5 protein-coding genes are annotated in these 6,417 nt (G+C 56.7%); 2 read left to right on the top strand and 3 right to left on the bottom strand.

Annotated elements, in window-relative coordinates; translation table 11 throughout:
* The first annotated feature begins 402 nt into the window (after window positions 1–402).
* Window positions 403–1,320, top strand: a complete 918-nt coding sequence (locus B5G28_RS13875; protein ID WP_158099636.1) for a helix-turn-helix transcriptional regulator — start codon at window positions 403–405, stop codon at window positions 1,318–1,320.
* Here the strand turns inward: B5G28_RS13875 and B5G28_RS13880 are convergent.
* The 3 genes from B5G28_RS13880 to B5G28_RS13890 all read right to left on the bottom strand — a co-directional run bounded on the left by B5G28_RS13880 (window position 1,317) and on the right by B5G28_RS13890 (window position 4,315).
* Window positions 1,317–1,538, bottom strand: a complete 222-nt coding sequence (locus tag B5G28_RS13880) for a hypothetical protein (RefSeq protein WP_087249752.1) — start codon at window positions 1,536–1,538, stop codon at window positions 1,317–1,319. The two genes, B5G28_RS13875 and B5G28_RS13880, sit on opposite strands and share 4 nt — an antisense overlap.
* Window positions 1,539–2,184: 646 nt before the next feature.
* Window positions 2,185–3,651 (bottom strand): HAMP domain-containing sensor histidine kinase, encoded by a 1,467-nt coding sequence (locus B5G28_RS13885; RefSeq protein WP_158099637.1) that lies wholly within the window; start codon window positions 3,649–3,651, stop codon window positions 2,185–2,187.
* Window positions 3,635–4,315 (bottom strand): response regulator transcription factor, encoded by a 681-nt coding sequence (locus tag B5G28_RS13890; RefSeq protein ID WP_087249756.1) that lies wholly within the window; start codon window positions 4,313–4,315, stop codon window positions 3,635–3,637. The genes B5G28_RS13885 and B5G28_RS13890 overlap by 17 nt, the downstream gene beginning before the upstream one ends.
* Before the next feature lie 160 nt (window positions 4,316–4,475).
* On the opposite strand from B5G28_RS13890, the gene B5G28_RS13895 reads away from it, so the two are divergent.
* Complete coding sequence (locus B5G28_RS13895; protein ID WP_158099638.1) at window positions 4,476–6,164, top strand: FMN-binding protein; 1,689 nt, start codon at window positions 4,476–4,478, stop codon at window positions 6,162–6,164.
* Window positions 6,165–6,417 lie beyond the last annotated feature (253 nt).

The raw sequence follows: 6,417 nt of genomic DNA on the forward strand, positions 1-6,417 counted from the left end.
CATTTTTTACCCCTGCGAGACTTCTCAGATTTCTAAGACTTCTAAGACTTTTGATACTTTCTCTTATTTTCTCACAGGTCAGTACTTTTTTACAGTCGGGGGATTATGGAGCGCTTACGTTTCATCTGCTGGCGCAGTCGATAGACCGTCCACAGACTTACTGAAAAATCCTCAGCTGTCTGTTTGGCGTTGTGATTCTTTTCAAACGCCTGCACCAATAAGTTCCGTGATTCATTGTGAAGCATATTCATCATCTCCACATTTATCATACCACTGCTGTACAGTCCAGGGGCGACTTCACTCTATTTTCTGGGTTTGCTCTAGAATATTGATATGGGTTGACACACAGTGCCTGCTTTAAACTACAGGAGCGCGGCAGCTATAATGAGGAGGGACGCAGCAATGAAAAATATCTTTCTGGGAGAATATATCAAACAGCGGCGGCTGGATCTGGGTTTGACCCAGGAGCAGCTCTGCGATGGAATCTGTGAGCCTATGACTCTTTCCCGGCTGGAAAATGGGAAACAGACCCCCAGCCGCAACCGGATCAATGCCCTGTTGCAGCGGCTGGGCCTGCCGGATGACCGCTATTTTGCTCTGCTGAGTAAAAATGAACTGGAGATGGAAGCGCTTCAAAAGGAAATTGTATCCTGCAACTCCAATCACCGCGTAGAGGAAGGCTTTGACACCTTAAAAAAGTTTGAACAGATCATAGACCCTGACGACCAAATCGCGCAGCAGTTCGTCCTACGTTCCAGGGTACTGTTGGGGCGTTTGGATCAACGCTACACACCGCGAGAACAGATCGACCTGTTGATGCAGGCAATTCGGCTGACGGTTCCCCGCTTTAATTTGGATGAGATTGAGAAGTTTCTCTACTCTATAGATGAGATTAAAATTATCAATCAAATAGGAATCGCATACTCCGATGACAGGCAAAATAAAAAAGCAGCTGATATCTACTATCAGCTGCTGAAATATGTTCGAAAGCATTTTGAAGAAGCGGTCACTTCGGTCGGTATTATTCCAATGATTTATTTTAATTATGCCCGTGTCCTGGATTTGTGTGGTCGCTACGAGGATAGCGCAGAATGTGCAGAAGAAGGCAGGAAGGCCTGCCTCAAATATGGGCATTATCAATATCTGTCACATTGCCTTGAAATCGAAGCTGAATGCTTCCATTTCATGGGAGATGACAAAAAAAGCGCCGATCTCTATCGCAAATGCTATTATCTCTGTCAGGTTATTGAATACCCAGTAGGGTTACAGATTGTAAAAAAAGAAGCTAAAGAATATTTAGGCATAGAGTTTGAAACTTAAAGAACGTCGCCATCTCCCGGAAATGCATCGTATGGCTGCAGATCCGATTTGTCCGGATTCTCAGGCTGATCAGAATCGTCAGGCTGTTCCGTTTCGGTTTCGGTCACACCAGGCTGCGGCGTGGGTAAGTCTCCAGGCTCGGCGGCAAAGCAGGGGACAGCCAGCAAGCTGGCGGCCAGAACAAGAGAAGTAATCAGGGTAAAGATACGTTTCATCATTTATTTTTTCCTTTCGTTTTATGTTGTTTTCTTGTTGGCAAAAGGATACCACTACAAGGCCGCACAGACCATATCGTGCTGTGTTGCTTTTTTCTAACATAAAACGACGGGTTATACTGAGAATGAGGTCAGATGCTTTCCAATCGGCTTGTGATGCAGCAAGTACTAAAATAAGAGGATGGCCACCCAAAACAATGCCGTCAAGTCATTTGTGTGTGAATTGCTTCCGAGTTTCTAAAATCGCCCTGCACGGTTTTTGCACGGAATCTGCACGGTTTCAACCTATACAATGGTTGATAACAGGTGCAAAATTTACCAGTGGGCGTGAAACACGAATTTGGATAAATTGCTTATTATCGATAAAATTTTATGTTTTACAGCAGGCGGCATAATGGAGGAATTACCCCTGACTTGCGCTACGAATCAGTAGGCCGGGGGTTCGAGTCCCTTCCATCGCACCAAAAAGCTTCACGAGAAATCGTGAAGCTTTTTTGTTTTGCAAAAAACCGACGGGGAAGCGAAAGTCATTGCATGGCAGGGCAGACCCCAACAGCTCCGATGGGATATTTTGCAGAACGGGAAACGTGAATTTTTTGGATTGTATGGAAAAAGCCGCGAGATGAAAAGATCTCACGGCTTTTTGTTTTCAGGATGAATCCCGGGCAGTGGAGGGAGGGTGGAGGCTGAACAGGCTTCCCTCCGGGCCGGTGTGCTCCAGCTTGACCGATACGTCCAGCAGTTCGCACAGCTCCCGGGCGATGGCCAGGCCCAGCCCCTCGCCGGGGATGGAATCGGACTTTCGGCTGCCGCGGTAGAACCGCCAGAAAATGCGTTCCCGGTCCTCCAATGGAATGCCGCTGCCCTGGTCCCAAATCAAGACGGTGGGGCCGTCGGGGGTGTATTTCAGCCGCATTCCCGCACGGCCGTTGGGGCGGGTGTATTTGATGGCATTTTCCCCCAGAATCATCACCAGCTGCCGCAGGCGGTCGTAGTTGGTCAGCACCTGGTCCTGAACCGGGTCCGGGCTGGGAAGATCCAGGGAAAACTGGATGCCGCGTTTGCAGGCCAGAGAGGCAAGGGAACGGCCTGCATCCCGCAGAATGGCGCTCAGGCTGCAGGCCTGGCGCTCTACATGGTACCCGGGAGCCTGTACCCGGGCCAGGGTCACCAGATCCTGCACCACTGTTTGCAGCTGCTGCAGCTCGGTCAGCATCCCGTCGGCGTGGGCAGGAAGCTCCTCGGGGGCCAGCATGCCGTCCCGCATCATCTCAACCTGCGCCCGCAGGACCGCAATAGGCGTTTTCAGCTCATGGCTCACGTCGGCGTAAAAGAGACGCAGGGCCTCCTCCTCTTTTTGATGGCGGTCCCGGGCCAGCTCCAGCTGGTGGGCGGTCTTTTCCATGGCGTCGCGCAGCTGGCCCAGTTCGTCGGCAGCCCCCAGAGCCGGAGGCGGGTCGTATTGTTCGCCCTGCCAGCGGGCCAGGGCGTGGGACATATCCTGCAGGGGATGGACCAGCTGCAGACTCAGCTGGCGGCTCATGCGCCGGGTGACGCAGAGGGTGGCCAGAGTGCTGAGGGCCAGCAGACCCAGAACGGGCACAAGGTCCCGGGCCAGGGTGTTGAGGGGCAGGGCGGCCATGACCATGGCGCTGCCTCCGGCCGGGTCATCGACCCGGGTGCCGGTCAGAGCCATCCAGCCGTGGACGGAGTCCAGCCGAAACTGCAGGCCGGACAGGGGATCGATTTCTGTGAAGGGATCGGGCAAAGCGCCCTCCAGCATGGCGTTCCTGGCCTCGTCGTAATAGACCGAGCGGCCGTCCTCCAGCGCCACCACCAGATCCGGCCCGCTTTGTTCCAGGGTGCGCAGAAAGCGCAGCTCTTCGGGCAGGCCGTATTCCGGCAGGTCGGCCAGCAGGAGCTCGCCGTCATCGATTTTTCGGATCAGGCGGTCCAGGGCCTGGTTCAATGGATCCACCAGCTGCAGCTGGATGCCCCGGGAGATGTACAGCGCACTGAACAGCAGAAACAAAATCAGATTCAGTATGGCCATCCGCAGCCCGGCCCACCCGGCAATCTGACGGGCCAGACTGGTGTTTTTATTGAATGGTTTCAAATTGATACCCCACGCCCCATACAGTACGGATTTCAAAGTCCCGGCCGGGAATCCCGGCCAGGGCGCTGCGCATCCGCTTGATTTGGCTGTCCACGGCGCGCACATCGCCCATGTACTCCGATCCCCACAACAGATCCAGCAGCATTTCCCGCGTAAAAACCTGATGGGGCCGCCGGGCCAGCGTCCAGAGGATTTCGGCGGCCCGCCGGGTCAGGGAGACCGGGGCGCCTGCCACCCGGACTGCAAAGGTCTGCAGGTCGATTTCCAGCGCGCCGGAGCGGAAAACATCCGGCTGGGCTGCCGGCGGAACCCGCCGCAGCACGGCCCGCACCCGGGCCATGACCTCGCCGGGGGAAAAGGGCTTGACGACATAGTCGTCTGCTCCGGTGTCCAGGCCCAAAATCCGGTCCTCGTCGTCGCTGCGGGCGGTAATCATGATGACCGGGGTCAGGCTGCGGGCCCGGATGGCCCGGCAGACCTCAAAACCGTCCATTCCGGGCAGCATGACGTCCAGCAGAACCAGATCCGGCTCCTGGGCGGTAAAGGCTTCCAGGGCCTGGGGGCCGGTGCGGGCGAGAATGGCGCGATGCCCCTGAGCCTGGGCATAACGGCTCAAAATCTGCAGGATCTGTTCGTTGTCGTCCACAATCAAAAGCCTGGCCATTCCCACACCACCTTTCCCTCAAATTCTTGTCTCAATTATAGCAACTCGCCCTTCCGCTGACAATATTTTGACAAAAAATCGCCTTATAATAAAATCCAGCAGCCGGGCCGATGCCCGGCGACCGAAATCAAGAACCTGGATGAGAGGAGAAGACAAGAACATGAGACGATGGATCGCACGGATTCTGTGTGCGGCAATGCTTCTGAGTCTGGCGGCCTGCGGCAAGACCGAGACCTCCGGCGAGAGCGCTACCCTGACCGGCAAGGCCAATGGCTTTGGCGGCGTAGTGACCGCTACAGTGACCACCGAGGGCGGCAAGATCACTTCGGTGACCTTTGACGGCCCGGATGAGACCCCGACCATAGGCGGCGCAGCCCTGGAAACCCTGGCTGCGGCCATGACCGAGGCAGGCAGCGTGGAGGTGGACCTGGTGGCAGGCGCCACCGTCACCAGCACCGCAGCGGTTGCAGCGGTGAACAATGCACTGGACCCCGAGGCCTATCCCTATGAGGCTCCCGAGGAGAAGGACGACTCCAAGACCCTGGAAGGCGCAGACCTGTACCACGGTCTGGGCATCGTCAGCAGCGGCCGTCAGGGCCCCGGCGCCGATGACCAGGACGTTCCGGTCTACAGCTTCAACACCGTGGCCGTGCAGGCACTGTTCGACGGCGAGGGCAAAATCGTGGCCCTGAATGTGGATCAGGTGGAGGTGGCTACCCCCAACTATGACGGCGCCAGCATGCCCAACTTTGCGGGCTATCCCGGCATGGGCGGCTACAATGTGGACGAGGACCACGACGGCAAGGTGGACGGCGTCCTGGAGCCCACCGATGACAGCTTCCTGGAGGAAGTTTCCAGCTGGCAGACCAAGCGGGAGCGCGGCAGCGAGTACCAGCTGGGCAGCGGCACCTGGACCGACGAGATGAACGCCTATGAGCAGTTCTTTGTGGGCATGACGGTGGACGAGGTGGAGGCCTGGTTTGCGGCCAACTGCTCGGACGCCAACGGCCGTCCCCTGAAGATCACCGACAAGAGCAGCGACGAGGACAAGGCCAAGTTTGAGGCTCTGAGCGAGGATGAGCAGGCCGCCCTGGTGGATCTGACTTCCAGCGCCACCATGAGCCTGCAGGACGCCCACGGCGATATCCTGACAGCCATTCGCGCCGCCTACGACGCACGCAAGGCCATCGATGTGACCGCGGACCAGATTGCTTCGATGGGTCTGGGCATTGTCAGCAATGGTCGTCAGGGCCCCGGCTCGGACGACCAGGATGTGCCGGTGTACAGCATGAACATGGTGTTTGCCGCCACCCTGCTGGATGAGAACAACGCCATCCTGGACAGCTATGTGGACCAGGTGGAAGTGGCTACCCCCAACTACGACGGGGACGGCATGCCTCACTTCAGCGGCTGGCCCGGCCAGAGCGCCTATAATGCCGATACCGACCACGACGGCAAGGTGGATGCCACCGTTGAGCCCACCGCCGAGAGCTTCCTGGAGGAGGTCTCCAGCTGGCAGACCAAGCGGGAGCGCGGCGACGGCTACAAGCTGGGCAGCGGCACCTGGGCCGAGGAAATGGACGCCTATCAGGAGTTCTTCGCTGGCAAGACCATCGATGAGATCCAGGCCTGGTTTGCTTCCAGCTGCTCGGACGCCAACGGCCGTCCTCTGAAGATCACCGACAAGAGCAGCGACGAGGACAAGGCTAAGTACGATGCCCTGAATGAGGATCAGCAGGCCGCCCTGGTGGATCTGACCACCAGCGCCACTATGAGCCTGCAGGATGCCCACGGCGACATTCTGACCGCTCTGGCCAAGAGCTGTGAGAATGCCCGGGCTACGGCCTGAGCAGAGGCTCCTTTTAACTGAATTGAGCGGAAGGGGACAGGCTCCCTTTCCGATGAACCAGGAGGCTGCGGGAGAAATCCCGCGGCCTCTTGTTTTGCCCCCAAATCAAGAAAAAACCGCCGCCTCATCCGTCTGGTGAAGTGACCCCAAAAAGTTAGACAATATTTGAAAGCAAAAATTGTTTAAGCAGCCGAAAGGGCTTGTTGTCTGTGAATAGCAGGCGGCAAGCCCTTTAGTTTTGTCTTAATTCTGC

Source organism: Faecalibacterium sp. An77 (assembly GCF_002161315.1).
Lineage (GTDB): Bacteria > Bacillota > Clostridia > Oscillospirales > Ruminococcaceae > Faecalibacterium.